The sequence below is a fragment of the Hongsoonwoonella zoysiae genome (assembly GCF_013266695.1).
Classification (GTDB): domain Bacteria; phylum Pseudomonadota; class Alphaproteobacteria; order Rhizobiales; family Stappiaceae; genus Hongsoonwoonella; species Hongsoonwoonella zoysiae.
This window is the reverse complement of the sequence record NZ_JABRXF010000001.1, coordinates 1,308,407-1,333,020: the sequence shown is the minus strand read 5'-3', so window position 1 is coordinate 1,333,020 and position 24,614 is coordinate 1,308,407. Positions and strand designations below refer to the sequence as shown.

The 24,614-nt window shown below is 60.3% G+C and carries 26 protein-coding genes; 16 read left to right on the top strand and 10 right to left on the bottom strand.

Annotated features, from left to right (window positions below; all coding sequences use genetic code 11):
- Positions 1 to 327: 327 nt before the first annotated feature.
- Genes nthA through HPQ64_RS06220 form a run of 3 tightly spaced genes read left to right on the top strand, consistent with a single transcriptional unit; the run spans position 328 to position 2,001 of the window.
- Positions 328 to 975: a nitrile hydratase subunit alpha gene (nthA, locus tag HPQ64_RS06230; RefSeq protein ID WP_172887456.1), complete on the top strand. Its 648-nt coding sequence runs from the start codon at positions 328 to 330 to the stop codon at positions 973 to 975.
- Positions 972 to 1,631, top strand: a complete 660-nt coding sequence (gene nthB, locus HPQ64_RS06225; protein ID WP_172887455.1) for a nitrile hydratase subunit beta — start codon at positions 972 to 974, stop codon at positions 1,629 to 1,631. Before nthA ends, nthB begins: the two co-directional genes overlap by 4 nt.
- Positions 1,618 to 2,001 (top strand): nitrile hydratase accessory protein, encoded by a 384-nt coding sequence (locus HPQ64_RS06220; protein WP_172887454.1) that lies wholly within the window; start codon positions 1,618 to 1,620, stop codon positions 1,999 to 2,001. Before nthB ends, HPQ64_RS06220 begins: the two co-directional genes overlap by 14 nt.
- 20 nt (positions 2,002 to 2,021) lie before the next feature.
- On the opposite strand, the gene HPQ64_RS06215 is transcribed toward HPQ64_RS06220, so the two are convergent.
- Complete coding sequence (locus HPQ64_RS06215) at positions 2,022 to 3,176, bottom strand: nickel/cobalt transporter (RefSeq protein WP_172888539.1); 1,155 nt, start codon at positions 3,174 to 3,176, stop codon at positions 2,022 to 2,024.
- A gap of 2 nt (positions 3,177 to 3,178) precedes the next feature.
- Positions 3,179 to 3,835: a DUF1007 family protein gene (locus tag HPQ64_RS06210; protein WP_172887453.1), complete on the bottom strand. Its 657-nt coding sequence runs from the start codon at positions 3,833 to 3,835 to the stop codon at positions 3,179 to 3,181.
- Between the two features lie 290 nt (positions 3,836 to 4,125).
- Between HPQ64_RS06210 and HPQ64_RS06205 the strand changes: the two genes are divergently transcribed.
- Entirely contained in the window at positions 4,126 to 5,211 is a 1,086-nt protein-coding gene (locus HPQ64_RS06205; RefSeq protein ID WP_172887452.1) for a Leu/Phe/Val dehydrogenase, read from the top strand.
- A 36-nt stretch (positions 5,212 to 5,247) separates the two neighbouring features.
- Here HPQ64_RS06205 and HPQ64_RS06200 read toward each other — a convergent pair whose 3' ends face one another.
- From HPQ64_RS06200 to HPQ64_RS06185, 4 genes are all read right to left on the bottom strand, one after another.
- Positions 5,248 to 6,156: a LysR family transcriptional regulator gene (locus HPQ64_RS06200; RefSeq protein WP_172887451.1), complete on the bottom strand. Its 909-nt coding sequence runs from the start codon at positions 6,154 to 6,156 to the stop codon at positions 5,248 to 5,250.
- Between the two features lie 97 nt (positions 6,157 to 6,253).
- The gene (locus HPQ64_RS06195) at positions 6,254 to 7,231 is read right to left on the bottom strand and encodes a WD40 repeat domain-containing protein (RefSeq protein WP_172887450.1); all 978 of its coding nucleotides are present in this window, start codon (positions 7,229 to 7,231) and stop codon (positions 6,254 to 6,256) included.
- A gap of 3 nt (positions 7,232 to 7,234) precedes the next feature.
- Entirely contained in the window at positions 7,235 to 8,293 is a 1,059-nt protein-coding gene (locus HPQ64_RS06190; RefSeq protein WP_172887449.1) for a CobW family GTP-binding protein, read from the bottom strand.
- Between the two features lie 138 nt (positions 8,294 to 8,431).
- Positions 8,432 to 8,887 carry a methylated-DNA--[protein]-cysteine S-methyltransferase gene (locus HPQ64_RS06185; RefSeq protein WP_172887448.1) on the bottom strand — a complete coding sequence of 152 codons (456 nt, stop codon included), beginning with the start codon at positions 8,885 to 8,887 and terminating at the stop codon, positions 8,432 to 8,434.
- Between the two features lie 146 nt (positions 8,888 to 9,033).
- Here HPQ64_RS06185 and HPQ64_RS06180 point away from each other — a divergent pair, with 146 nt between their 5' ends.
- Positions 9,034 to 10,218, top strand: coding sequence for a pyridoxal phosphate-dependent aminotransferase (locus HPQ64_RS06180; RefSeq protein ID WP_172887447.1), 1,185 nt, complete (start codon positions 9,034 to 9,036; stop codon positions 10,216 to 10,218).
- 9 nt (positions 10,219 to 10,227) lie between these two features.
- Here HPQ64_RS06180 and HPQ64_RS06175 read toward each other — a convergent pair whose 3' ends face one another.
- Positions 10,228 to 10,998 carry a creatininase family protein gene (locus HPQ64_RS06175; protein ID WP_246270326.1) on the bottom strand — a complete coding sequence of 257 codons (771 nt, stop codon included), beginning with the start codon at positions 10,996 to 10,998 and terminating at the stop codon, positions 10,228 to 10,230.
- A gap of 226 nt (positions 10,999 to 11,224) precedes the next feature.
- Here HPQ64_RS06175 and HPQ64_RS06170 point away from each other — a divergent pair, with 226 nt between their 5' ends.
- Entirely contained in the window at positions 11,225 to 12,067 is an 843-nt protein-coding gene (locus tag HPQ64_RS06170; RefSeq protein ID WP_172887445.1) for a putative metalloprotease CJM1_0395 family protein, read from the top strand.
- A gap of 19 nt (positions 12,068 to 12,086) precedes the next feature.
- Here the strand turns inward: HPQ64_RS06170 and HPQ64_RS06165 are convergent, their stop codons facing one another.
- Positions 12,087 to 13,433 (bottom strand): 8-oxoguanine deaminase, encoded by a 1,347-nt coding sequence (locus HPQ64_RS06165; protein ID WP_172887444.1) that lies wholly within the window; start codon positions 13,431 to 13,433, stop codon positions 12,087 to 12,089.
- Between the two features lie 171 nt (positions 13,434 to 13,604).
- Between HPQ64_RS06165 and HPQ64_RS06160 the strand changes: the two genes are divergently transcribed.
- On the top strand, positions 13,605 to 14,162 hold the full coding sequence (locus HPQ64_RS06160; RefSeq protein ID WP_172887443.1) for a nuclear transport factor 2 family protein: 558 nt from the start codon (positions 13,605 to 13,607) through the stop codon (positions 14,160 to 14,162).
- 48 nt (positions 14,163 to 14,210) lie between these two features.
- Here HPQ64_RS06160 and HPQ64_RS06155 read toward each other — a convergent pair whose 3' ends face one another.
- Positions 14,211 to 14,597 carry a RidA family protein gene (locus HPQ64_RS06155; protein WP_172887442.1) on the bottom strand — a complete coding sequence of 129 codons (387 nt, stop codon included), beginning with the start codon at positions 14,595 to 14,597 and terminating at the stop codon, positions 14,211 to 14,213.
- Between the two features lie 300 nt (positions 14,598 to 14,897).
- Between HPQ64_RS06155 and HPQ64_RS06150 the strand changes: the two genes are divergently transcribed.
- The 7 genes from HPQ64_RS06150 (at position 14,898) to HPQ64_RS06120 (ending at position 21,563) form a co-directional block, all read left to right on the top strand.
- Entirely contained in the window at positions 14,898 to 15,899 is a 1,002-nt protein-coding gene (locus HPQ64_RS06150) for an ABC transporter substrate-binding protein (RefSeq protein ID WP_172887441.1), read from the top strand.
- Positions 15,900 to 15,915: 16 nt separating this feature from the next.
- Positions 15,916 to 16,761, top strand: coding sequence for an ABC transporter ATP-binding protein (locus tag HPQ64_RS06145; protein WP_425483794.1), 846 nt, complete (start codon positions 15,916 to 15,918; stop codon positions 16,759 to 16,761).
- Complete coding sequence (locus HPQ64_RS06140; RefSeq protein WP_172887439.1) at positions 16,758 to 17,633, top strand: ABC transporter permease; 876 nt, start codon at positions 16,758 to 16,760, stop codon at positions 17,631 to 17,633. The genes HPQ64_RS06145 and HPQ64_RS06140 overlap by 4 nt, the downstream gene beginning before the upstream one ends.
- A gap of 4 nt (positions 17,634 to 17,637) precedes the next feature.
- On the top strand, positions 17,638 to 18,948 hold the full coding sequence (locus tag HPQ64_RS06135; RefSeq protein WP_172887438.1) for a cytosine deaminase: 1,311 nt from the start codon (positions 17,638 to 17,640) through the stop codon (positions 18,946 to 18,948).
- Positions 18,949 to 18,950: 2 nt separating this feature from the next.
- Positions 18,951 to 20,348 carry an FAD-binding oxidoreductase gene (locus HPQ64_RS06130; RefSeq protein ID WP_172887437.1) on the top strand — a complete coding sequence of 466 codons (1,398 nt, stop codon included), beginning with the start codon at positions 18,951 to 18,953 and terminating at the stop codon, positions 20,346 to 20,348.
- Between the two features lie 2 nt (positions 20,349 to 20,350).
- Positions 20,351 to 20,932: an NAD(P)H-dependent oxidoreductase gene (locus HPQ64_RS06125; RefSeq protein WP_172887436.1), complete on the top strand. Its 582-nt coding sequence runs from the start codon at positions 20,351 to 20,353 to the stop codon at positions 20,930 to 20,932.
- A gap of 118 nt (positions 20,933 to 21,050) precedes the next feature.
- A complete protein-coding gene (locus HPQ64_RS06120; protein ID WP_172887435.1) occupies positions 21,051 to 21,563 on the top strand; it encodes a MarR family winged helix-turn-helix transcriptional regulator in 513 nt (170 codons plus the stop codon).
- A 16-nt stretch (positions 21,564 to 21,579) separates the two neighbouring features.
- On the opposite strand, the gene chrA is transcribed toward HPQ64_RS06120, so the two are convergent.
- A complete protein-coding gene (chrA, locus tag HPQ64_RS06115) occupies positions 21,580 to 22,911 on the bottom strand; it encodes a chromate efflux transporter (RefSeq protein WP_172887434.1) in 1,332 nt (443 codons plus the stop codon).
- A 160-nt stretch (positions 22,912 to 23,071) separates the two neighbouring features.
- On the opposite strand from chrA, the gene HPQ64_RS06110 reads away from it, so the two are divergent.
- Positions 23,072 to 23,584, top strand: coding sequence for a c-type cytochrome (locus tag HPQ64_RS06110; RefSeq protein ID WP_172887433.1), 513 nt, complete (start codon positions 23,072 to 23,074; stop codon positions 23,582 to 23,584).
- A gap of 104 nt (positions 23,585 to 23,688) precedes the next feature.
- Complete coding sequence (locus HPQ64_RS06105) at positions 23,689 to 24,603, top strand: DMT family transporter (RefSeq protein WP_172887432.1); 915 nt, start codon at positions 23,689 to 23,691, stop codon at positions 24,601 to 24,603.
- Positions 24,604 to 24,614 lie beyond the last annotated feature (11 nt).

The window sequence follows — 24,614 nt, the reverse complement described above, 5'->3', positions numbered from 1 at the left end:
ATACCAGGAAAAAATCCGGAGCGAGCGCTTATCGGGTGATATACGAGCTTTTGCGACTTCGCAATCGCAACGACAGCAAGTGGTATTAAATTTAGACCAGTTTTTAGCACTCAGCCTCAAGTGATTATTCACATGACGCAATGTCATATAAGGCTTTTTATTGTATGACGAATTCACCTGCCTGCGAGTGCCCCGCGAGGCTCTGCGTCCTGCGACACCAAGCACGCCGAGGGCTCTTTATGTCTGTCCGGCCCGGGGTTAGCATCCCCCCGACAGGAAACCGCAGGCGCGAAGCTCCGATACGCCGCAGAAGGCAGGAAACAGCTCATGAGCCATTCGCACGATCATGCAATCGGCCACAATCACGAGACCTCGGAACTGACCGACACGGAGTTGCGGGTTCGCGCGCTCGAGTCGATTCTCGTCGAGAAAGGATACGTCGATCCGGCGGCTCTCGATGAATTGATCGAAACCTACGAAACCAGGGTCGGCCCGCGCAACGGCGCGCATGTGGTTGCGAAAGCCTGGAGCGACGAAGATTTCGCCGAATGGCTTTACAGGGATGCGACTGCGGCCATCCAGTCGCTCGGCTATAGCGGCCGGCAGGGCGAACATATGGTTGCGCTGAAGAACACGGCGGAAAAGCACAACATGGTCGTATGCACCTTGTGCTCCTGTTATCCGTGGACGGTCCTCGGGCTCCCGCCTGTCTGGTACAAATCCGCTCCCTACCGTTCGAAAGCGGTGCGCGATCCGCGCGGCGTGCTCGACGACTTCGGGGTCAAGCTGCCGGACGAGACGGAAATAACCGTCTGGGATTCCACCGCCGAGGTTCGATACCTCGTCATCCCCAGGCGCCCTGAAGGTACCGACGGATGGAGCGAGGTGGAACTTGCCCGGCTCGTCACCCGCGACAGCATGATCGGCACCGGGCTTGCCCTTTCGCCGGATGAGCTTCGGGAGGCGGCGGAATGAACGGCGCGCACGATCTCGGCGGGATGATGGGCTTCGGCCCGGTGGTGGCGGAAGAAAACGAACCGTACTTCCACGCGGAATGGGAGCGGCGCGCCTTCGCAATCGCGCTGGCGATGGGCGCGACCGGCGAATGGAGCCTCGATGAATCGCGCAGCCGGCGCGAAAGCCTGCCGCCTCAGCAGTATCTGTCCTTGAGCTACTACGAGATCTGGCTCGCGGCACTTCAGCAGATCCTGACCGATCACGGCCTCGTCCAGCCAGACGAGATCGAAGCGGGACGCAGCCTCTACGAGAGCCGGCCAGTGAAAAGGGTGCTCAAGGGCGAAGATGTCACCGCCGCCCTGAAACGCGGCGGGCCGGTGAATCGCGATCCGGAAGCGCCCGCGCGATTTGCCGTTGGCGACTTCGTATCCGCCAAAAACATGAACCCCACAGGCCATACGCGCATTCCGCGCTACGTGCACGGACGCCCCGGCGTCATAGAAGCCGTGCAGGGTTGCCACGTCTTTCCCGACAGCAATGCCGCAGGCAAGGGCGAAGCGCCGAAGTGGCTTTATTCGGTCGCCTTCAAGGGAACCGATATCTGGGGCGCGGACAGCGACCCTTGCCTGACAGTACGTGTCGACCTCTGGGAGCCTTACCTTGAACCACGCTGACGTCGACCTTTCCGCATTGCCGGAAATTCCGGTGCGCGACAATTCGCCCATCTTTCGCGAGCCTTGGGAAGCGCGGGCCTTCGCGATGGCCGTGAAGCTGAACGAAGCCGGCGTTTTCGAGTGGCGCGAATGGGTGGAGTCGCTGGGAGCGGAGATCCGCAACGCACAGGCCAAGGGCGATCCGGACCTCGGGCAGACCTATTATCTGCATTGGCTCGCGGCGCTGGAGAGGATCGTCACCGAAAAGCGCATAACCGCGACCGAAGGGTTGCTTGCGCGAAAGGACGCATGGGACCGGGCGGCGAAGGCAACGCCCCACGGCGAGCCTATCGAGCTTGGACGCGACGGTTCTCCGGTCGCCCCCGCGTGAAGTGAACGGGAGGCCTGCCGTCAGGCCGCCCCCCAACCCGCGGCCGCAATGAAAAGCGTTGCGCCAAGCAGGAAGACAAACGCGGCGCCCGTGATCTCGATCGCCCGGTGAATGCGCAGAAATCCAGTTCCTTCGCCAAAAAGCTTCAGCGCGACACCTTTCGCGCCAACGGCGAGGCTTGCGAGAACGGCAACTGTGATGCCGGTGCCGAGCGCCATGGCAAAGGTCGAAAGCACGCCCGCCCAGATCAGGCCCTGGGCCAGCGCGAAAACAAGAACGACGAGCGCGCCCGTACAGGGCCTGAGGCCGACGGCGACGATGACCGACCAGGCCTTGCCCAAAGACATTTCGCCCTGGAGCTGGCCCGGATCCGGCGCGTGCGAATGCCCACAGGAAGGGCAGGCCTCTTCTGCTGCGTGATGATGGTGATGCCCGGCACCGTAATGCCCGTGACCTTCCACGGGAACGGCACCTGCGCCCAGAGCGCTTTCCACGAACGCGGGATCGCGTTCGTGATAAGAAATCGCTCCAGATTCTACCCCTTGAGCATATCCTTGTCGCGAAATCCGATTCTGATTTCGCGGGATATGCTCTAGCGCCTGCGGCCTCGGTCCGGCCAAAATCGGTCGAAAAGCCTTCTGCCACAAAAGTCCGACGCCGATAAGCATCACCGCGAGATAGGAGCCAAGCTCGAACCAGCGTGTCGTTTCGGTGATCGCGATCGACGTCATGTTCAACAGGATGGCGGCGATGCCGATCAGCAGGACAGCCGTGACCGCTTGCGCCAGGGCGGACGCGAAGGACAGGACGATGCCGCGCTTTACCGTTTCCTCGTTCGCCAGCACATAGGACGAAATGATCGCCTTGCCGTGCCCCGGCCCGGCCGCATGAAAAACCCCATAGGCAAAGGAAAGCCCGACGAGCCACCAGCCGGCGCTTCCCTGCTCCTTGAGTTGCTTTATCGCCTCCTGTAGGGAGCGGTAGAATGCGCTTTGTTCCGCGGCAATCCAGGCGAAGAAAGAGGCAAACGGCCCAGAAGGTGCTGCATTCGCTTCCGGCAGGCCGACACCGAACGGCGAATTCGCGGCAATTGCCGGAACCGCGAAGACCACGACTGCCAAAGACACGAGTAGCGCCGCCGCAATGCGGCCCGACCGCGCGCTTGCTTTTTCCATGCTCAATTGCATGTCACCGTCGCCGTGTTCGAGAGCGTTTCCGTTACCGACTGGAATTCATCGGGGATATCGCGCTGCGTGGAGGGGATTTGCGCAAGCGCGGCAGCCGTGCCCGAATCCAACCTGGGCGGTGGCGTAAATTCCAATAAGCAATTCTTCGGCGCATCGACCATGGCAAAGGGCGTATCGCGCGTCATCTCGTAAGCCACGAAATAGGTCGGGTCGTAGACGTCGAGCGCGAATGTCGATCCGTCGGAAATCACGGGGCTTTCAAGGGGAAGCGTGAAAAAGAGCGTGAGCCGGCCACCATAAAAGTCCAGCCAGTATTCGCTCGGCTCCGCGAAACCGAGTTCGTCGTCACCCTGATACAGATAGGTGAAATAGGCGTATTCCTTCAAGGATTCCACATTGATTTCGGCAAGAGGCTGCAGTTCCTCCGTCGTCAATTCATTGTCGCCGTTCTGATCGAGCCCCTGAATGGAGAAAGCAGTGAACGCCTCGTCGAAACGCCAGGAATGGCGCACGGCTGTCATTCGGCCGGCCTTGTCGAAAACGATCTCGGAACGGGCTTCGACGAAGACATGCGGGTGAGCACTCGAGATGGCCGGCATGGAAATGCTTATCGCTGCACCCAAGGCGAACGTGATTGCGGTCTTCATCGGGCTCGAATTCTCCGGCTGGCCGATACGATTCGTATCTATCTGGAGATTACCTGCATTCGCGGCAAGAGCGTGACATCGCTTATCGCCACGGCAAATCCGGCCGGCTTGCGCACTGCGAAATAAGACAGGAAACATTATCCCCATCCAGGGTCAAAGATCGGAAGATTTTCACTCAGGCGGATAAATTCAGCGGAAACAAAGGACGGATAATCCGCTCATTTCTGCACATAAATTCCTTAGCAAGGTTTTTTGGAGCAGGAACGCTTCGCGTTCCGATGGAGGAAATCATGAACGCTCCCGTCGCCCGGGAAAAACTGGCCGTTTCAGAACTATCCGTATTCGACCATCCGGAATTCAAGAACCACGAGCAGGTTATCTTCGGACATGATGCTGCGAGCGGCCTTCGCACGATCATCGCCGTTCACGATACGCGCCTTGGTCCTGCGCTCGGCGGCTGCCGCATGTGGGCTTACAAGAACGACGCCCAGGCGCTTACCGACGCCCTGCGCCTTTCGCGCGGCATGACCTACAAGAATTCGCTTGCCGGGCTCGATCTGGGCGGCGGCAAGGCGGTCATCATCGCCGACCCGCGAACCGGGAAGACGGACGCCATGCTGGCGGCTTTCGGGCGACAGGTCGACAGGCTGGCCGGCACCTATATCACGGCGGAAGACGTCGGCATTTCCTCGAAGGACATGGAAATCGTCGCGGGCGAAACCCGGTATGCGCGCGGCACGAAGGCAACGGGCCTCGGCGACCCTTCCCCCTATACCGCGCTTGGCGTCTTCATTGGCCTGAAAGCGGCTGTCGCCCATTATTTCGGTTCGGACGACCTGACGGGGCGCATCGTCGCGATCCAGGGTCTCGGCCACGTCGGCATGTATCTTGCCGAAGACCTGCACAATGCGGGCGCGAGGCTTGTGGTCGCCGATATCCACACACCCTCGGTCGAGCGGGCCGTTTCCGAATTCGGGGCCCGCAGCGTCGACCCCAAGACGATCCACACGGTGGAGGCGGACGTCTTCGCCCCTTGCGCGTTGGGTGCGGGCTTAAACGACGGCACCATTCCGGAGCTTGGCGCGCCCGTCGTGGCCGGAGCGGCAAACAACCAGCTTGCCGAAGAACGAAGGCATGGAGAGGAACTGAAGAAGCGCGGAATCCTCTACGCGCCGGATTATGCGATCAACGCCGGCGGCGTGATCTCGATCGCCCTTGCACAACCCGGGACGGGCGACGCGAAAGTGCGCGACAAGGTGGTCGCCATCGGGCAGACGCTCACGCATATCTTCGAGCGTGCGGCGGCGCTCGATCTGCCGACGCAGACGGTCGCCGATCAAATCGCCGAGGAACGGCTTGCACTGGCAACGCGCTGATTTCGGCAGGTCGTCAGAAAATCCGAAGCGTGGAGATCAGCACAGGTCCCCGCGCTTTCGCGCGTTCTGGAACCATTTCGCCAGAAAATCGACGAATGCCCTGACCTTTCCCGAAAGATGGCGGCGGTGCGGATAGACCGCGTAAATCGCCTGATCGTCCGGCTGAAACTCCTGAAGCACCTCGACAAGGCGGCCTTCCGCCAGATCGCGATGAACGAAACTTTCCGGCGTTCTCAAAAAGCCGAGATCGCGTATCGCGGCCTCGCGCGCAGAAGCCGCACTGTTGACCTCCACGCGGCCTTTCACCGGAACGCTGACCCTGCTGCCGCCTTCCTGAAAACCCCAGTTCGCGCGGAACCGGTAGTTCGTATCGATAATGCAGGGAACCTGGGCAAGGTCTTGCGGGCGCTTCGGCATGCCGAACTTCTCGATGACGGCAGGCGTCGCGCAGACAACACCTCTGACGGGATAGAGCTTGCGGGCGATCAGGCTTGAATCCGTCAGCTCCGTCACGCGGATCGCGACGTCATATCCCTCGTCGACGAGGTCGACGAAGCGATCTTCAAGCTTCAGGTCTATCGAGATATCCGGCTCGGCAACGACGAAATCCATGATCGCGAGGTTAAGCAGATCATCCCCCATGGAGCGCGGCGCGCTGACGCGCAGGAGCCCGCGTGCCGCCTGATGGGTGTCGGTGATGGAATCGTGCAGATCGTCGATGCGCTGCAGAATATCGGTCGCTTCGCGATAGAATACCTGGCCGGCTTCCGTCAGCGAGAGCTGGCGCGTGGTGCGGTTCAAGAGACGCGCGCCAAGCTCGTCCTCCAATTCGCCGACGTATTTGGAGATCAGCGCCTTCGAGCGCCCGAGATCGCGTGCGGCCGCCGAAAATCCGCCTGACTGAACGACCTGAAGAAACGAACGCATGCGAACGAGCGTGTCCATGGCGTCTCCGCATGGTGAACGATTGAAGCGCTTCAGGCCAGATTGTTAAACGTGAATGACGCCCATCAAAAGCATAAATATCTGCCGGCTGGCAGACTCACTCGCCAAGAGAGACGATTCCGGCCTCGCCCGCCTCGGTGCCGAAGGCAAGACGCTCGCCGCGCGCATCCCACGCGAGCGCCGAAACCGGCGCATTGCCTGGGCGGCGCAGCAAGACTTCCGCATTGTCCTCGAAACGCACCGCCAACACCATGCCGTCCTGATAGCCAATGGCGATGACCTCTTCCTTCGGGTGGCAGGCGACGACGGAGACAATCGTGTCGGAGCGCACGCCAAGCTGGAGCGGCTGCTGGCCCATCGGGCCCGACTTGCCGTGAAACGGCCAGAGCACGGCGGCATTGGCACCGGATGTTGCGAGGTAGCGGCCCTTGGCCGACCAGTCCATCGACTTCACCTTCGTCGGATAACCGGTCATGCGCATGTCCTGCTGGTCGGCAAGCCGCCAGCCGTGCAGCGCGTTTTCCTGCATGGTCGTGACAATGTATTTGCCGTCCGGCGAGAAAAGAATGCCGGTATGCGCTCCTTTCCAGGAAAGCTCCTGCTCCGGCGAATCCACGTTCACCCAGAAGAGCGAAACCCCGTCATAGCGCGCAACCGCGAGACGAAGTCCGCGCGGGGCGAAGGCGATACCGCCCACGGCGCGCGAGAGCGTATATTCCTTCTCCTTGCCGCCTTCCTGCACGACCCAAGCCGTGCGACCGCAAGCAAAGGCCACCGCACCTTGAGCGGCGACCGCGACCATATCTATCCACTTGCGCGGACGGCTTGCGATTTCGCTCACCGAACCATCCGCGGAGACGCCGACAACACGACCATCGTCACCGCTCGTGACAATCCGGCGGCCATCGGGCGAAACGGCCGCGGCGAGCAGGCCGCCTTCATGCGCTTTGGCTATGGTTTCGCCTTCGCCGACGAGGCGAATAGTGCCGTCACCGCAAGCAAAAGCGGCCGTGTTTCCAATAAACGCGGTCTTGACAACGAATGCGTCACAATCGACAGGCGCGATGACCGGCATGCGTCAGGCCTCACAGGCCTTGAGGCCCGTTACAAGGGCGTTTTCGTCCAGTTCGCGCCCGATGAAAACGATGCGGCTAACCCGCTCCTCGCCTTCCTTCCAGTCGCGCTGGTGGTCGCCCTCGACGATCATGTGAACGCCCTGAACGACATAGCGCTGCGGATCGTCCTTGAAGGCCATGATACCCTTGAGGCGGAGGATGTTCGGCCCCTGCACCTGGGTTACATCTCCGATCCAGCGGAAGAAGACCTGCGGGTTCAACTCGCCCGCCGTCAGGGAAATGCTTTTCACCGAATGCAGATCGCCATGGTGGTGATGATGGTCCCCATGATCATGGTGGTGATGGTCATGGTCGTGATCGCAGTCCGGCCCGCATTCGTGATGGTGGTCGTGGTCTTCGAGGAACTGAGGATCGAGCGACAATATGCGGTCGAGATCAAAGGCGCCGCGATTGAGAACGGCTTTAAGATCGATCCCGCAACGCTCCGTCCTGTGAAGAACGGCATAGGGGTTGATAGAGTGGATGCGGTCTTCCACCGCTTTCAATTCATCAGCGGTCACAAGGTCGGTCTTGTTGAGCAGGATGACATCGGCAAAGGCGATCTGGTCTTCCGCCTCTTCCGTGTCTTCCAGGCGTTTCAGCACATGGCGGCTGTCGACCACCGTTACCACGGAATCGAGTCGGGCCTTTTCACGCACGTCATCATCCATGAAGAACGTCTGTGCGACGGGGGCAGGATCGGCGACACCCGTCGTTTCCACGAGAATCGCGTCGAAGGAGCCCTTTCGCTTCATAAGGTTCTCGACGGTGCGGATCAGGTCCCCACGAACGGTGCAGCAGATACAGCCGTTGTTCATCTCGAAGATTTCCTCGTCCGATTCGACGAGAAGATCGTTGTCGATGCCGATCTCGCCGAATTCGTTGACGATCACGGCGTATCGGGTGCCGTGATTTTCCGTCAGGATCCGGTTCATCAGCGTCGTCTTGCCGGCACCCAGATATCCGGTCAGCACGGTCACGGGGATTTTCGTGTCGGAACCTGCTTCGGGCGTCGCGGTCATGGATTATCTCCGGAAATGAGTGCGTATGTCGGCGAACTATCCGATTTCATGGCCGAGCGCAAAGGCGTTCACCTTCCGGCCGCCCCGATAAATGGCACTTGGAAAAGAGAGTTTCCAGCCGCCTTCGAACGCATGGCATCAAATCAGGAACGGATAGCCACCTTCCTGACGCAGGAGTGCGATCTTCATTTCCACCCCGCCCCTGCCCGAATAGCCACCGATGCCGTTTGCCGAAAGAACACGGTGACAGGGGATGATGACGGGTATCGGGTTCATGCCGCAGGCCTGGCCGATCGGCTGGCCGTAGGTGTCAAGCTCCTTGGCCAGTTCTCCGTAGGTGCGCGTCTCGCCATAGGGAATGGCCAACATCCGCTGAAACACCGCCTGCTGAAATTCGTTGCCACGCGGCTTCAACGGCAGGTCGAACTCCGTCAGTTCACCGGCGAAATAGGCATTGAGCTGGCGCACGGCCTCATCGAGCAGGGGCGTGCGCTCGCCCTCGTCCACCGCATCCCAGGTGAGTTCGACGATCGCGCCGTCTTCCTCAACGATACCGAGGCATCCGACAGGTGTTTCGACGGCAGCTACAGGCATGATATTCCGTCCCGAATCTTCAAACTTTCATACGACACTGCAGTTTAGCCTATTCTTCCGGTGAGGCGTGATACCCGCCTCCTTTCTTCCTGTGAGAATTCGAACTAGAAACAACCCAATGACAAAACCGACTTCGGGACGGAACAATGCTCAAGACTATCGCCGGATTCGACCGTATCGGCGAGGAAAACGCCTTCGCCGTGCTGGCACGCGCCACCGACCTTGCCTCAAAGGGCCGCGATATCATCAACCTCGGCATCGGCCAGCCGGACTTCAGGACGCCGGACCATATCGTGGAAGCGGCGATCAAGGCGCTGAAGGACGGGCACCACGGCTATACGCCCGCGACCGGTATCCTGCCGCTCCGCGAGGCTGTGGCAGCGGACGTCGAAAAGCGCACGGGAGCCGCCATTTCGCCCGATAACGTGCTGATCGTGCCAGGCGGCAAGGTGACGATGTTCGCCGCCATCCTGATGTTCGGCGAGCCGGGCGTGGATATCCTCTATCCCGACCCCGGCTTTCCGATCTACCGGTCGATGATCGAGTTTACCGGCGCCAACCCGGTCCCCGTCCCGATCCGCGAGGAAAACGAATTCGCGTTTTCCGCTGAGGAAACCCTTTCGCTGATCACGCCCCAGACACGGCTCCTGATCCTGAACTCACCGGCAAATCCGACCGGCGGCGTTACGCCGCGAGGCGAGATCGAAAAGCTGGTGAAGGGTCTCGCCGATCACCCGCATGTGGCGGTCCTTTCCGACGAAATCTACGGCCAGATGACCTACGACGGCGAAGCTCATGTCTCGCTGATGGAGTTTCCGGACGTGCGCGACCGGGTGATCCTGCTCGACGGCTGGTCGAAGACCTATGCCATGACAGGCTGGCGCATGGGCTATTCCGTCTGGCCCGATGCGCTGATGGACAAGGCGCGCAAACTTGCCGTCAACGCATGGTCCTGTGTCAACGCGCCGGCGCAATTCGCAGGGCTCGCGGCGTTGACCGGCCCGCAGGACGAGGCGCGCGCCATGGTCGCGGAATTCGACAAGCGCCGGAAAGTAGTTGTCGAAGGGCTGAACGCCATTCCCGATATATCCTGCCGCACGCCCAAGGGCGCGTTTTACGCATTCCCCAACATCACGGCGACAGGCTGGAAGGCAAAGGCGCTTGCCTCCGCCCTTCTGGAGGAATCAGGCGTTGCCGTAATCGGCGGGCCGGATTTCGGCATCCTGGGAGAGGGTTATATCCGCCTCTCCTACGCCAATTCGACGGAGAACATCCAGCGCGCGCTGGAGCGCATCGGCGATTTCCTGTCAGGATCTCAGGCCAAAGGATAAGGGACTCCCTTACTCTTTCCAAAGCCTCGCCAGATCGAAGGCATGAACGTCCTTCAGGAGTTCCACGAAACCGAGGGCGGCATGGTCGAGCGATGCCTTGCCTTTTTCGGCCGTTGCCGCCAGTGCGTTGCCGACGACGCCTTTCACGTTCAGGTCCTGCGCCTTCCAGCCGAACTGCTGGGCGCCATGGCCACGCAGATATTTGAATTCTTTCAGGAAATCCTGCTGCGCGGAGGCGAAATCCTCCGCCCGGTCCATCTTCACGAGATCGGGGCGCAAGTGCAGCATGATCGAGGTCTCGATGTCGCCGCCGTGGATGCCATATGTGAATTCTTCCGCCGGGAAGACGCCGTCCGGCTGGCCGAAGCGGCTCCATGCGGTCGCCACCGCCAGCATGTCGTATTTCACCCGAAGCTCGCGCGCCACGATATCGATGATCGGCACATTGCCGCCGTGCGAGTTGATGAGCACGAACTTGCGAATGCCGGTGCGCGCGACGCTGTCGCCGATCTCCTCCCAGGCTCTGGTGACCGTATCCCACGACAGCGTCAGGGTGCCGGGCGATGAGATGTGCTCGTTCGACTTGCCCACCGCCTGAACGGGCAGGAATGTCGCCGGGATGTCGCCGGGCAGGAGTTCCAGCACGCGAGCAATCTGGCCTTCGGCGATGCAAGTGTCGGTAAAGACGGGGAGATGCGGCCCGTGCTGCTCGATTGCCGCAACGGGAAGCACTGCAATCCAGTTCGACGTATCGGCCTCTGAAAAATCGAATGTTGTCATTTCGTGCCAGAGACGGCGTGGCAAAGCGGACATAAGCGGGCCTCTTGCTGGCTTTGGACGGCGATTTATCGCCATCGACAAAGACATGGAATTCGACGGCGGACCATAACGCCAAGAAATCTACGCGTCATGCCCATTCACGGATCGAAGGCGTTCACACGGATATGAAGATGGCCGGCAACCGGCATTAAGGTTCCGCTCACCACGTTGGGCAAGACTGGCACCCATGTCATTTGGAGTAGGACTACCCTTCGCGAGCCCGTTCCAGCGGCCCGTCAGCGCGGCGGCGCCGTCGTCCGTGTCTGTCGCCAATGGCGCGGTCGCCGCGCGCGACCCTGCCCGTCCCGAAGGCAGCCAGGCCACGCAAAACGTGGCTACCCTACGTGCCGACGCAGTCCGCGCGGGTGACGAGACATCCGCAACGCGCCTCAACGACAGCAAGCGGCCCGGCGACGAACCGCGCAAGCCAGGCGAAATCATCGCGGATGAGCGAAAACCTGGCGAAACGGAGAAAAAATCCGATAAACCCACCGCCGGTGGCGAGGAACTGAGCGAGGAAGAAGAAAACCAGGTTCGAGAGCTCAAGCAGCGCGACACCGAAGTTCGCCAGCACGAACAGGCGCATGCCGCTGTTGGCGGGCCATATGCGGGCTCTCCGCAGTATGAATTTACCACCGGGCCGGACGGCAAAAAATACGCGACATCCGGCGAAGTGCCGATCGACGCCTCGCCTGAGCGCACTCCGGAACAGACGATCCGCAAGGCGGAGATCGTTATCCGGGCGGCAACCGCACCGGCAGAGCCTTCCTCACAGGACCGGCAGGTTGCCCAGCAGGCCCAGCGCCTGCGTACGGAAGCGCAAGCCGAATTGCGCAAGCAAAAACAGGCGCAACGAGACAAGATAGGCGGCGCCGAGAAGGCTGGCGATCAAGGCGCATCATCGTCGGCATCCGACGGGCTTGCCGGCGCCTTGCAGGTCGCCGCGGCAGCCTATGAACAGACAGCATCGGCGATTTTCGGCGGCACGGTTGGAAGTGGCGGCCTCTTCGGCGACGGCGTCATTGCCTGACAACGCCGCCGCCTGAATCCTACTGCAAGGATTCGAGGAAGCGCTTGGCCGCTTCGCCGTGCTCGTAGCGCAAACGCCCCACATCGATATGAACCGGAAGGCCGTTCATGACCTTCCAGGCGCCTGCGATCATCACCCTGTCCGCCCTATGCGCACCGCACAGGACAAGGGCTGCAAGCGGATCGCCACTACCGGAAAAACGCAATTCATCGAGCGTGTAAAAGGCCATGTCAGCTTGCTTGCCGACGGCGACCGCTCCGATATCGTCGCGGCCTAGACATTTGGCAGACCCTTCCGTCGCCCAGCGGAAAACATCGAAATGGGTGACGCTCGCCGCGTCATAGGTGAGGCGGTTGATCATCAGCGCGTGGCGCACGCCTTCCATAAGGTTGGAATTGTCGTTCGACGCGGACCCGTCGACGCCGAGGCCTACGGTAACACCCGCGGCTTCCAGTTCCTTCGTCCGGCACTGGCCGGAGGCGAGCACCATGTTCGACGTCGGGCAATGGCAAACACCCACACATGCATGGCCGAGACGCTTCACCTCATCGTCGGTGAAGTGAATGCCATGGGCAAGCCAGACGCGCTCATTCAGCCAGCCGCATTCCTCGAGATAATCGACCGGCCTGCAGTTGAAGTGATGCTCGCAGTAGTCGTCTTCGTCCTTCGTTTCGCCAAGATGCGTATGAAGGCGGCAATCGTATTTTTCAGCAAGCGCGACACTGTCGCGCATCAGCCGCTTCGTCACCGTGAAGGGCGCGCAGGGCGCAAGCGCAACCTGGATGAAAGACCCTTCCGAGGTGTCGTGATAGCGCGAAAGCACGCGCTCGCAATCGGCCAGGATCGTATCTTCATCCTGAACGACCGAATCCGGCGGCAGGCCGCCGTCCTTTTCGCTGAGATTCATCGAACCTCGTGTCACCGTCATGCGGATGCCGATGCGGGTCGCCTCCTCCACCTGGATATCGACGGCTTCGTCGAGCCCCGCGGGGAAGAGGTAGTGATGGTCGGCGGCCGCCGTGCAGCCGGACATCAAAAGCTCGGTCAGCGCGAGCCGTGTCGCCATCCTGAAGGTTTCCGGCGTCACGTTTCTCGCCCAGATCGGATAGAGCGAGGTCAACCAGGGAAAAAGCTCCTTATTGATCGCGGCCGGGTGGGCTCGCGTCAGCGTCTGGAAGAAATGGTGGTGCGTGTTCACCAGCCCCGGCGTGATCACGTGATTAGAGGCGTCGAACGTCTGGTCGACCGGCCGTGCCGGCTCCTTGCCGCGCGCGACGAGTTCAATGATGACGCCGTCCTCGACGACGACACCGCGTTCGGCACCTTCAGCCAGAATTGCAATCGGGTCTTTGATCCACAAGCGCATGGAATGGTCCTTTCCAATCGGACCTGCAGGCTTAGATAGCGGCCCGGATTTCCAGGCCGCCCGAGTTCCGCGCAGGGGGAATTCAGTTTCGAATAACGGGCGTCTTTTTGTGGCCCGTCAGTTTCAGCGCCACAGAACACACCCCGTGGCGCGATTGCGAAAGTTATCACCGTGTCCAGCGACACGGCAACGGCGATAACGGCCAACGCTGTCGCAAAGGGCAAATTCGCTGTAAAATGGCTTTCCGGTTATGAAGCTCCAAAAGTTTTCTATCTGAATTTTTTAAAGGGAGTAATCGCAATGACTTCCGAGGAAAGCAATGTCGCGATATTGAAAGCTGCCTATAGCCGCTGGCATGAAACGAAAGGCGGCAGCATCGAACACTGGCTGGGCCTTCTGGATGATAACGTCAACTTCGGTTCGTTGGCGGAGGGAATGCGGCCTCTGGATTTCACGCGACACCGGAACGCAAAGTCCGAAGTTGAAGATTATCTGCGCTCGCTCATCGGGCAATTCGACATGATCCACTACACTATCGACGAATATGTGGCCCAGAACGATCGTATCGTCGCAATCGGCTCAACCGCATGGCGCAACAAAGCTACCGGCAAAGTCGTGGAAACGCCCAAGATCGATCTCTTCAAAATGAAAAACGGCAAGATCGTTGAGTTTTTCGAAATGTATGACACGGCCAGGGTACTTGCCGCGTGCGAGCCGGAATGCGGGTAAGACGCGTTTTAAAGGCGGGAAGAAGCGCGTTGATTTTGGGTTGAACCCTCATTCAACCTTGGCCGCGATCACCTCGACCTCGACTAGGAATTCCTCGCGCGCAAAGCCCGAAACGATCATCAGCGTGGAGGCCGGTGGCGGGTCGGCGGTGAATTCGTCCCGCACCTTCATATAACCCTTGAGATGCTCACGCCCTGTCACGAAGGCGTTGATCCGCACGATATCGGCAAAGCCCATTCCTCCTTCTGTGAGGATTTCGCCAATGTTTTCAAAGCAAAGGCGTGTCTGCCCTTCCACGTCGGCGGGAACATGATCGTCGGGCGCGATACCGAGCTGGCCCGAGCAAACGAGAAGCCGTGAGCCGGCGGCAACCTCGATGCCATGGCTGTAGCGCGCAAATGGCGGACGGATATTGCCGGGGGTGATCTGGCGCATCGGTTTTTCCTCAAGAATGCATTCGGATCTCACGGACGATGCTAGCGGTTCAAAAGGCCGTAGCGAAGCCGCGTCTGCAATCAATGCATGCCGCTTTTTTGAGCAGGAAACCTGCGTTACTGTCATGACTGGATTGCTGTGTGCCGGGAATTGAGGGCGCTCCGCCACGGGATGGAGCATGCACGGTATGGCACGGCGCTTGCTCTGGATTACAGGTTGCCCAAAGTGGACGCATCACAAATTCGGGAAGACTCCGAAACCATAATCGGGGCGCCATCACCAACCGGAGGCGGACGTAAAATGCGAATTCTGGCAGGACTTTGCGCATCGCTCGCGCTTTTCGCCACCACGACTGCGGCACTCGCGCTCGACGAGGTGAAATTCGGCACCAACTGGTTGGCCGAGGCGGAACACGGTGGCTTTTATCAGGCAGTCGCCGATGGCACCTACGAGAGATACGGGCTCGACGTCGAGATTATCCAGGGCGGCCCGCAAGCGGCCAACCAGGCGCTGCTGATGGCCGACAAGATCCAATTCTACATGCAGGGCAACCTGATAGGCTCCTTTTCGGCGGTCGAACAGGGCATTCCGATCGTCGAGGTTGCCGCGATCTTCCAAAAGGACCCGCAAGTCATCATCGCCCACCCTGACCAGGGGATCGAGACGTTCGAGGATCTGGCCAAGCTGCCGACGATTTTTCTCGGCAAGGACCTTTACGCCACGGGCTTCCAGTGGATGAAGGCGAATTTCGATGGCTTCCGCGACGAACAGTACAAGCCGTATACCTTCAATCCGGCTCCTTTCCTTGCCGACAAGCAGTCCGCCCAGCAAGGCTACATAACGTCGGAACCCTTTGCGATCGAAACCGAAGGCGGCATCAAGCCGAAGCTCTTCCTGCTGGCCGACGCCGGCTTCGACACTTATTCCACCATGATCGAGACCAAGGCCGATTACCTCGCTGCAAACCCGGATGTCGTGAAGCGCTTCGTCGAAGCCTCGATCGTCGGCTGGTACAACTATCTCTACGGTGACAATGCGGCCGCCAACGACCTCATCAAGCAGGCAAACCCTGAAATGACGGATGCCCAGATCGCCTTCACGATCGACAAGATGAAGGAATTCGGCCTCGTAGAGTCCGGTGTGGCGCTTGAAAAAGGCATAGGCTGCATGACGGAAGAGCGCATCAGGGGCTTTTACGACGACATGGTGAAGGCCGGCGTGGTGAAGGCCGATCTCGATATTTCCACGGTCTATACGACCGAGTTTGTGTGCAATGGCCTTGGAATGGATCTCAGGAAATAGGAAGGCACCGGAAAACGTGACGGCAAGCACGACTGCGGAGCCCGGCTTCGCTGAAGAGTCAGCACGCGGAGCGGGTACCGCACCGATCATCTCGCTCAAGAAGGTCTCCAAGGTCTTCGCCAACGGCACGGTGGCGTTGAATGAGATGTCGCTCGACATCGCGCGCGGCGAATTCGTGAGCCTGCTCGGGCCCTCGGGATGTGGCAAGTCGACGGCGCTCAGGATCATCGCCGGGCTTTCGAATGCCACTTCGGGGTCCGTGACCTGGCCGGAGGAAGCCCGGCGCGGGAAACCGGCAGAAGGCTACGGCCACGAGATCAGTTTCGTCTTCCAGGAACCCACGCTAATGCCCTGGGCGACGGTGTTCGGCAATGTCTGGCTGCCACTGAGGCTAAAGGGCGTTTCGAAGCGCGCCGCGCGCGACGACGTAATGGGTGCGCTGGAGATGGTGGGCCTTGCCGAATTCGCCGACAGCTACCCGCGCGAGCTTTCCGGTGGCATGAAGATGCGGGTCTCCATCTCCCGCGCGCTCGTCACCAAACCGCGGCTTCTATTGATGGACGAGCCCTTCGCAGCGCTCGACGAGATCACGCGCTTCAAGCTCAACAACGACCTCCTGCACCTTTGGGAAAAGTTCGGCTGGACGGTCATCTTCGTCACGCATTCGGTGTTCGAGAGCGTTTATCTCTCGAACCGCATCATCGTGATGGCGGCGCGCCCGGGGCGCGTGGCGAGAGATATGGCCATCGACGCGCCCTACCCGCGCGAGGATGAGTTCCGCACCTCGCCCGTCTATAATGACTATTGCCGGAAGGCGTCGAACGCGCTCCACGACGCGATGGAGGCAAGCGCGGAAACATGAGCCTTGCAGCAACGGACAGAAAACCCGCAAGCGTGGCACAGGCCGACCCCGCCATCGCCGTTTCGATCACTCGACCGGCACCGGGCAAGGCCGCACGGGCGAAGCGAATCCTGATACCCCTCCTCATGCTCGCGCTTCTGCTCGTCGTCTGGAGTGTCTACGTCTGGGCCTTCGCTGTGCCGCATTACATCCTGCCGAGCCCGATGCGCATTGCGAATGCGCTTGTGACGGACTGGGGCATTTTGGGCCCGGCACTTCTGGTCACGCTCAAGATCACTTTTCTGGCGCTCATTCTCGCGCTTTTAGGCGGTGTTACGCTCGCGGTCCTGATCGCGGAATCGAAGATCGCGGAACTCGCGCTCTATCCCTATGCCGTGATCCTGCAGGTCACGCCGATCGTCGCGATCGCCCCACTGATCCTGATCTATGTGCCAACGACGCAGGCCGCCCTCTTGATATGCGCCTGGATCGTCGCCTTCTTCCCCGTGCTATCGAACACGACGCAGGGGCTTAAATCGACCGACCACAACCTGCTCGACCTCTTCAAGCTATATGGCGCAAGCCGCCTGCAGACGCTGATTTTCCTGAAACTGCCGAACGCATTGCCCTATTTCCTGGCGGGCCTTCGCATCGCAGGCGGGCTTGCGCTGATCGCCGCCGTTGTCGCGGAATTCGCCGCAGGCTCGGCAGGTGCCGGTTCGGGCCTAGCCTTCCGGCTGATCGAATCCCAATTCCGGCTCAATATTCCCCGGCTCTTCGCCGCCCTCTTCCTGCTCTCGGTCACGGGAGTGATGATCTTCGCGGCAACAAGCTTCATCTCGTACATGCTCCTTCGCAAATGGCACGAAAGCGCGCTGAAACGGGAGACGTGAGCCATTGAGTTTCCTTGATATTCCAGATCAGCCCTTCGTCATTGCCAATGCTTCCTTGCCGGCTTGCCTAACGGCAACGCCTCTTGCGCGGGATACGCAAGGCCTCAGCCGCGCCAACATCAGGATCGAAGGCGGGAAGATTGCCGCGATATCGCCCTCGGGCGAAGCGACGCCGGAAGGCCTGAAGATCGCCGACGCCGATGGCGGCCTTGTCCTGCCAGCGCTTGTCGACATGCACACCCACCTCGACAAGGGCTACATCTGGAAGCGCGCCCCCAATCCTGACGGGACGTTTAACGGTGCACTGGAGGCGACAGCCGCCGACCGTACCGCGCGCTGGAATGCAGAGGACGTGCACAGGCGGATGGACTTCGCGCTCAGATCAGCCTACGCCCATGGCACCGCGCTGATCCGCACCCACCTCGACTCAATCCCGCCGCAAGACGAAATTTCCTGGCCCGTTTTTCAGGAAATGCGCGAGGAATGGCGCGGGCGCATCGAGCTTCAGGCCGTTGCCCTTTTCGGCATCGAGGCAGTGTTCGAGGGGACGTATCCGGACCGCATTGCGGAGCGGGTGAAGCAGGCCGGAGGCATTCTCGGTGGCGTCACCTATATGATCGACGCGCTTGATGCCGCGCTCGACAAGATTTTCAGAAAGGCGGCGCGCCACGGCCTCGACCTCGACTTCCACGTCGATGAAACGCTTGATCCGCAGGCGACCTCCCTGTCGCTCATCGCGAAAAAAGCGCTCGACCATCGCTTCGAGGGCCGGATCGTGTGCGGGCACTGCTGCTCGCTTTCCGCCCAGACGCCGGGCGAGGTCGACCGCACGCTCGATCTCGTGGCGCGGGCCGGTATCGGCATCGTTTCCCTACCGATGTGCAATCTCTACCTGCAGGACAGACTTCAAGGCCGCACCCCGCGCCGGCGCGGGGTAACGCTTCTGCACGAAATGAAAGCGCGCGGTATCCCCGTTGCTTTTGCTTCCGACAACACACGCGATCCCTTCTACGCCTACGGCGACCTCGACATGGTGGAAGTCTACGGCCAGGCAACCCGCATCCTTCACCTCGATCATCCGGTCGGCGACTGGATCAAAACGGTATCGGCGACGCCCGCTGATCTTACGGGTTCCTCCGTATTCGGCCGCATCGACGTCAGGCGCAGTGCGGATATACTGGTCTTCCGCGCCCGCGACTGGAACGAATTGCTGACCCGCCCGTGGGCGGACCGCATCGTTCTGCGTGACGGCCGGCAGATCGACCGCACGCTTCCGGACTACCGCGAGCTCGATGATCTCATGGGGAGCGACTGACGATGGATCTCGAAGCGCTGAAGAAGGATCTCAAAGGCCACGAAATTGAGGACAACCCGCAGATCGTCAAACAGAAAAGCCGCGATTTTTTCTGGTATTCGCCGGTTCTGAAGCGCCAGCTCGACGACGTTACCGGCGATCTTGTCGCCACCCCGTCGAGCGAAGACGACATCCTGCGCATCGTGAAGGCCTGTTACGATCACGATGTGCCGATCACCACGCGTGGCGCGGGTACCGGCAACTACGGCCAGGCGATGCCGCTCGCCGGAGGGCTCGTCCTCAATCTCGCCAAGCTGAACAAGGTTCTGGAAATAAAGCCGGGCTCCGTACGCGCACAGGCCGGAGCGATCATGGCCGCGATCGACGAGGAAACGCGCGCAACCGGACAGGAACTCCGGATGCATCCCTCCACGTACAGGACCGCGACCATCGGCGGGTTCATCGCCGGCGGCTCTGGCGGTGTCGGCTCGATCAACTGGGGTGGCTTGCGCGACTTCGGTAATATCATCTCCCTGCGTGTGGTCACGATGGAAGAAGAGCCGCGCGTGCTGCGCCTGACGGGCGCCGACCTCCACAAGGTCAGCCATGCCTATGGCACGAACGGGATCATCACCGAAGTCGAGGTTCCGCTGACGGCCACCTACGACTGGGTCGATGTCCTCGTTACTTTCGACGGTTTCATCGATGCGGTTCGCTATGCGGACGAGCTTGGCAATCAGGACGGCATTCTGACGAAAGAGATCGCACCCGTCGCAGCACCCGTCCCGTACGACTACTTCCTGAGGCACCAGAAATACCTGAAGAAGAGCCAGTCGGTCTGCCTTGTCATGGTGGCACCATTCGCCATGGACGCGTTCATCGCCTTTACGGAGCGGTTCGGGAAAGGCTCCGTTGCCTTTCGCAGCGACACCGCGACGGAGGAGGAAATGAAGGGCTTGCCGCCGGTCTTTGAACTGGCCTGGAACCACACGACCCTGAGGGGCCTTCGCGTCGACCCGACGATCACCTATCTCCAGGTGCTCTATCCCTTTCCCGATCACGTCGAAAAGGTCGCCAGGCTGACGCGGCAATTCGGCGACGAAGTTCCGGGCCATTTGGAATTCGTGCGCTTCGACGGCAAGATAACCTGTTTCGGCCTACCGATCGTGCGCTACACAAGCGAAGACCGGCTTGAAGAGATCATACGCATTCACGAGGAAAACGGCTGCCCGATCTTCAACCCGCACCGATACACGCTTGAGGAAGGCGGCATGAAGCAGACGGATGCCGTCCAACTTGCCTTCAAAAGGCAGGCCGATCCGAAAGGCCTGCTCAACCCGGGCAAGATGATCGCCTTTGAGGATCCGGATTTCGATTTCAAGTCCGACAAGACTTTTCTCTTCCCCGGGCTTGCGCGCTGAAAATGCGGGTTTTGGTCGTCTACGCCCATCCCGTCGGAACGAGCTACTGCGCGGCATTGAAGGACGCCACACTCGCGGCACTTGGGAAAAACGGCCATGAGATCGACCTGCTCGACCTCTATGCCGAAGATTTCGAGCCGCGCCTCAGCCAGGAGGAGCGAATTGCCTACCACGACATCGATGCCAACCGCGCGCCCGTCGAAGACTACGTCAGGCGCCTTTTGAAGGCCGAAGGCCTCGTCCTCGTCTATCCGGTCTGGAATTTCGGATTCCCGGCAATACTGAAAGGATATTTCGACCGGGTTTTTCTGCCGGGTGTCAGCTTCGAACTCGTCGATGGCACCGTGGTTCCCGCGCTTCGCAACATCCGCAAGCTCGCCGCGGTGACGACCTATGGCGCAACCCCTCTTCGAGCATTTCTGGCGGGCAACCCGCCGAAGAGGCTCGTGAAACGCGTGCTTCGCGCGGTGATCAGACCGGGTGCTCCGGTCACTTATCTCGCGCATTACGACATGAACAATTCGACGCCCGAAACCCGCAAACGGTTTCTGGGCCGCGTCCACGAACGGATGCAACGTTACTGACGCATGGTCCGTGCGGCATTGGCCGGTTGAACGCTTCCTTCGGCCGGCAAAGATTGCGATGCGAAAATATGCGATATTACGTCATCTTAGTTTCATGGACGGTTGATAGGTTGGGGCCATGGCATTCAATCATAAAAAGAGCGTCACCTTCCGCCTTTCGCAAGCATCCAAGGCCCATCGTTCGCGTTCGGGCGCGCATCTGGCGCGCATTGGCCTGCACCCCGGCCAGGAAGCCGTCCTGAAGATCCTTTCGGATGAAGATGGACAGACGATGAGCCAGCTTGCCGCCAGACTTGGCGTACAGCCGCCGACCGTAACCAAGATGATCGCGCGTCTGTCGGCCCAGGGTTTGCTGCGCCGGGTGGCCTCGTCTTCGGATGGGCGGCTTGCCCGCGTCTATCTGACGAATGACGGACGGGAGAAGATCGCCTCGATCGACAAGGCCTGGAAACGTCTGGAGCGAGAGGCTTTGGCGGGCCTCGACGACAAGGATCGCAAGAAGCTGCGCAAGCTTCTTCGCCACCTTGAAAAGAACCTCTCGGCGCGGACCGACCTCGACCCGGATATCGATCACGAACCCGACGACCCGGAACCGGCATCGCCGGAAGTACTTGTCGCCAAGTCCGCGTGAGTTTCCGCGTCATCAGTCATAGCGCTCCGGCAAGCCAGCGGGACGCCAGCCCCAGAAGGGCTGTAATCGCCACAACCGTTGCAACGCCCCTCTTCGCGCCGAACACCAGATAGACCGCGGCCACGGCAAGCAGGACCGCGGTGACATCGACCGTTGCGATTTCCGGAACGGGCAGCGACAGCCAGCGCCCGTCAAGCGCGCCCACTTCCGCAAAGAAGACATGCAGCGCAAACCAGACGGCCAGATTTAGGATCGTGCCGGTGACCGCTGCCGTTATCCCCTGCATCGCGGCGGAAAGCCGTGCGTTGCCGCGCAGCCGCTCGATGTAGGGTGCGCCGAGAAATATCCATAGAAAGCTTGGAGCGAAGGTGACCCAGACCGTCATGGCCGCGGCCAGCACGCCGCCTGCAAGCGGAGAAAAGGGGGCAGGTTCTCGATAACCTGCCAAGAAACCGACGAATTCGGTCACGAGAATGAGCGGCCCCGGAGTCGTCTCCGCCAGACCAAGCCCGTCCAGCATTTCCCCGGCACTCAGCCAGCCGTAGGTCTCCACCGCAACCTGCGCCATATAACTCAAAAGCGCATAAGCCCCGCCGAAGCTGACCACGGCAAGCATCGAGAAAAAGCCCGCGACCTCGACGAGTACATGTTGCGGCGCGAGCGCGAAAGCGGCCACGAGCGGCGGAAACGCCCAAAAGAACAGGCCGGTTGCCAGGGTCCTTGCGAAGCTTACAGGGCGGGTTTCCCGCACCGGTTCCTCCGTAATCGCATCCCCGGCAGCGCTGCCCTTAAGTCCGAATGCGCCAATGACCGCCGCCGAGACGATCACCACGGGAAACGGCACTTCGAATACGAACAGGGCAAGGAAGCTCGCGCCCGCGATCCACCACGCAACCCGCATCTTGAGCGCGCGGCTGCCGACGCGAAGCAACGCCTGCAAGACAATCGCAAGAATGCCCGCCTTGATCCCGTAAAAAAGGCTTTCGACCAGTGGCACGCTACCGAATCTCGCATAAACGCTGGCGAGCCCCAGCATGGCGAGCGCGCCGGGCAAAATGAACAACACGCCAGCGGCGATTCCGCCGCGAACACGATGAAGCAACCAACCGCAATAGGTCGCAAGCTGCTGTGCTTCCGGGCCCGGCAGGAGCATGCAGTAATTCAGCGCATGCAAGAACCGGTCCTCGGAAATCCAGCGCTTTTCGTCCACGAATTCGCGGTGCATGAGCGCGATCTGCGCCGCAGGCCCACCGAAGGAATAGATGCCGATCTTGAAGGCTACGCGGACGAGATCCGACAGTGGAGGCGGTTCGGCATTCGCTTCCAAAGGCGCTGACTTGAACGGCATTCCGGCTCCATCAGACATTTGTTTCATCAGCCGCAACGTAATTCGCCGCAACGAAAATTTCGTGACGAATTATCATCGATAACACTGGCGACTTGATCGTCCTCAAAGATAGCAGCGGCTGCCGCTGCGATAATCAGCCCTTCGAACCAGAGAGACCTTCATGCTCCGCGCGATCATCTTCATTTCAATGGCGGTCGCACTATCGTCGTCCCCTGCCCTTTCGCAAGGCATTGATCCTCATGCGCTCTATGAAGAGCGGTGCGCGGGCTGTCATGCGCCTCACGCACCCGACCTGGCGAACGAGTCTCTCGAGCTTCGGGGAGCGCAATTAGTCGCGAAAGGGCGGGATAAACCGCTCGATGCATTCTTGCAAAGCCATCGCCGAACCGAGCTTTCAACTGATGAGCTTGACGTTCTGGTCACGCATTTTTCAACGATCCTGCGATCGGGCGGCCTTTATCGCGACAAATGCATTATCTGCCACGAAAGGGCGAGAGAGTTCGCACGTACATATCTGATTGAAAGGGAAAACCGGATACTGGGCCGATACTCAGACCGCGACATCGAAACCTTTCTCGCCGGTCACGGCCGTCTCGACCCGGATGAGGCAATAACGATCGTCGAAATATTTTCGCGGCAGTTGGACAATTTCGAACAGCCCGCCAAGCCTTGAGTTCGGCGCCGGGCAGCTATGCAAGAAACGCCCTAGGTCTGAGCGGCCGTTTTCTGTAGGGTGTTATTTGTCGGACAAAATAAGCCGACATTGCAAGGATCCTCATGTCGTCCGACACCACGCATCTCAACGGCGTTTCCGGGCAGGTTTCGTCGGCCGCGCGCGAGCGGTTCATGGGCATCGCGCTCATCTGCACCGCATTTCTATGTTTTGCGGGGCTTGATACGACAGCAAAATATCTCGTGCAGGATCTGCCGTCGGTACAGGTCGTCTGGTTCCGCTTCGCAAGCCACGTCGTACTCGCCTTCATCCTCTTCCGCGTGTGGCAAAAACCGGAATATTTCAGGAGCAAGCGCTGGGGCCTGCAGATTATTCGCGCCTTTTGCCTGCTGGGTTCCACCTTCTTCAATTTCATCGCCGTCAGATATCTGCAGCTTGCCGAAACGGTGTCGATCATGTTCGCCGCACCCTTTGTGGTCACGGCACTTGCAGGTCCGCTTCTCAACGAGTGGGCAGGACCGCGCCGTTGGGCTGCCATCGTCGTCGGCTTCCTGGGCATGCTGGTCGTCGTGCGCCCCGGCCTCGGCGGAATGCATTGGGCGGCGATCTTTTCCGTCGCCGCGATGATTTGCTTCTCCCTCTACGCTCTATTGACGCGCAAGCTTTCCAACACAGAATCCTCGGTCGGGATGCTGATCATTTCGGGCCTCGTCGCGGCGATCGCAATGACGCCTTTCGCAATCGACCAATGGGTTGCTCCGCCCGATCTCTTTTCATGGGCGCTCCTGATATCGACGGGCGTTTACGGCGGGTTGGGGCATTTCGTTCTGATCGTCGCCCATCGCCTTGCGCCCGCGCCTGTGCTTGCGCCTTTCCAGTATTCCCAAATCGTCTGGATGATCGCTTGCGGCTACATCTTCTTCGCAGACGTGCCGGGTATCTGGACCGCCGTCGGCGCATCGATCATTGTTGCGTCAGGCCTTTACATCCTCTACCGCGAACGCGGCCTCAGCAACTGACCCCGCCTGAC

Bases quoted from the DNA above. Each gene is read 5' to 3' on its own strand.
- HPQ64_RS06110 (WP_172887433.1), top strand. From the start codon at position 23,072: ATGCTCCGCGCGATCATCTTCATTTCAATGGCGGTCGCACTATCGTCG.
- HPQ64_RS06140 (WP_172887439.1), top strand. From the start codon at position 16,758: ATGAGCCTTGCAGCAACGGACAGAAAACCCGCAAGCGTGGCACAGGCC.
- HPQ64_RS06210 (WP_172887453.1), bottom strand. From the start codon at position 3,835: ATGAAGACCGCAATCACGTTCGCCTTGGGTGCAGCGATAAGCATTTCC.
- HPQ64_RS06155 (WP_172887442.1), bottom strand. From the start codon at position 14,597: ATGCGCCAGATCACCCCCGGCAATATCCGTCCGCCATTTGCGCGCTAC.
- nthA (WP_172887456.1), top strand. From the start codon at position 328: ATGAGCCATTCGCACGATCATGCAATCGGCCACAATCACGAGACCTCG.
- HPQ64_RS06215 (WP_172888539.1), bottom strand. From the start codon at position 3,176: ATGGAAAAAGCAAGCGCGCGGTCGGGCCGCATTGCGGCGGCGCTACTC.
- HPQ64_RS06125 (WP_172887436.1), top strand. From the start codon at position 20,351: ATGCGGGTTTTGGTCGTCTACGCCCATCCCGTCGGAACGAGCTACTGC.
- HPQ64_RS06130 (WP_172887437.1), top strand. From the start codon at position 18,951: ATGGATCTCGAAGCGCTGAAGAAGGATCTCAAAGGCCACGAAATTGAG.
- HPQ64_RS06185 (WP_172887448.1), bottom strand. From the start codon at position 8,887: ATGCCTGTAGCTGCCGTCGAAACACCTGTCGGATGCCTCGGTATCGTT.
- HPQ64_RS06180 (WP_172887447.1), top strand. From the start codon at position 9,034: ATGCTCAAGACTATCGCCGGATTCGACCGTATCGGCGAGGAAAACGCC.
- nthB (WP_172887455.1), top strand. From the start codon at position 972: ATGAACGGCGCGCACGATCTCGGCGGGATGATGGGCTTCGGCCCGGTG.
- HPQ64_RS06190 (WP_172887449.1), bottom strand. From the start codon at position 8,293: ATGACCGCGACGCCCGAAGCAGGTTCCGACACGAAAATCCCCGTGACC.
- HPQ64_RS06105 (WP_172887432.1), top strand. From the start codon at position 23,689: ATGTCGTCCGACACCACGCATCTCAACGGCGTTTCCGGGCAGGTTTCG.
- HPQ64_RS06170 (WP_172887445.1), top strand. From the start codon at position 11,225: ATGTCATTTGGAGTAGGACTACCCTTCGCGAGCCCGTTCCAGCGGCCC.
- HPQ64_RS06200 (WP_172887451.1), bottom strand. From the start codon at position 6,156: ATGGACACGCTCGTTCGCATGCGTTCGTTTCTTCAGGTCGTTCAGTCA.
- HPQ64_RS06195 (WP_172887450.1), bottom strand. From the start codon at position 7,231: ATGCCGGTCATCGCGCCTGTCGATTGTGACGCATTCGTTGTCAAGACC.
- HPQ64_RS06175 (WP_246270326.1), bottom strand. From the start codon at position 10,998: ATGACAACATTCGATTTTTCAGAGGCCGATACGTCGAACTGGATTGCA.
- HPQ64_RS06120 (WP_172887435.1), top strand. From the start codon at position 21,051: ATGGCATTCAATCATAAAAAGAGCGTCACCTTCCGCCTTTCGCAAGCA.
- HPQ64_RS06165 (WP_172887444.1), bottom strand. From the start codon at position 13,433: ATGCGCTTGTGGATCAAAGACCCGATTGCAATTCTGGCTGAAGGTGCC.
- chrA (WP_172887434.1), bottom strand. From the start codon at position 22,911: ATGCCGTTCAAGTCAGCGCCTTTGGAAGCGAATGCCGAACCGCCTCCA.
- HPQ64_RS06150 (WP_172887441.1), top strand. From the start codon at position 14,898: ATGCGAATTCTGGCAGGACTTTGCGCATCGCTCGCGCTTTTCGCCACC.
- HPQ64_RS06205 (WP_172887452.1), top strand. From the start codon at position 4,126: ATGAACGCTCCCGTCGCCCGGGAAAAACTGGCCGTTTCAGAACTATCC.